Annotated in this window: 1 pseudogene; it reads right to left on the bottom strand. The window is 64.9% G+C overall.

The annotated features are described in order from the left end of the window. Positions 1 to 405 (bottom strand): annotated as a pseudogene (locus tag C6W88_RS21820) (hypothetical protein); the annotation flags it as partial.

Below are 405 nucleotides of genomic sequence, written 5' to 3'. Positions count from 1 at the left end.
CCTGCAGGGAAACGGACGCATTGCTGCTGGCCGGATCGCTGCCGGTGACCGAAACGCTCGGGCCGGTCCCGTCGGTTATGGTGACGGTGTGGCTATCGGTGGCGGTGTCGCCATCGCTGTCGACGGTGGCAATGGTGAAGTCGATCGACGGGCTGTTGCCCTGGTCGAGGTTGTCCTTGGCGTCAAAGGTCCAAGAACCGTCGCGACCGACGGTCAGGGTGCCTTCATCAAGATCGAAGGTCACGGTATCGGTAGCACCGTCGCCCAGCACCTTGTCGATGCCGCCGGCGGTCACGGTCACCGTGGCACCATCGGCACCGGCCTCGGTGCTCCAGGTACCGTTGGCACTCTGGCCTTCGACCACGGTCTCGGCGGTATCGGCGATCTCGAGGGTCGGCTGATCGT

It is taken from the genome of Halomonas litopenaei (assembly GCF_003045775.1).
GTDB classification, from domain to species: domain Bacteria; phylum Pseudomonadota; class Gammaproteobacteria; order Pseudomonadales; family Halomonadaceae; genus Halomonas; species Halomonas litopenaei.
This window is presented reverse-complemented; position numbering and strand designations above follow the sequence as displayed.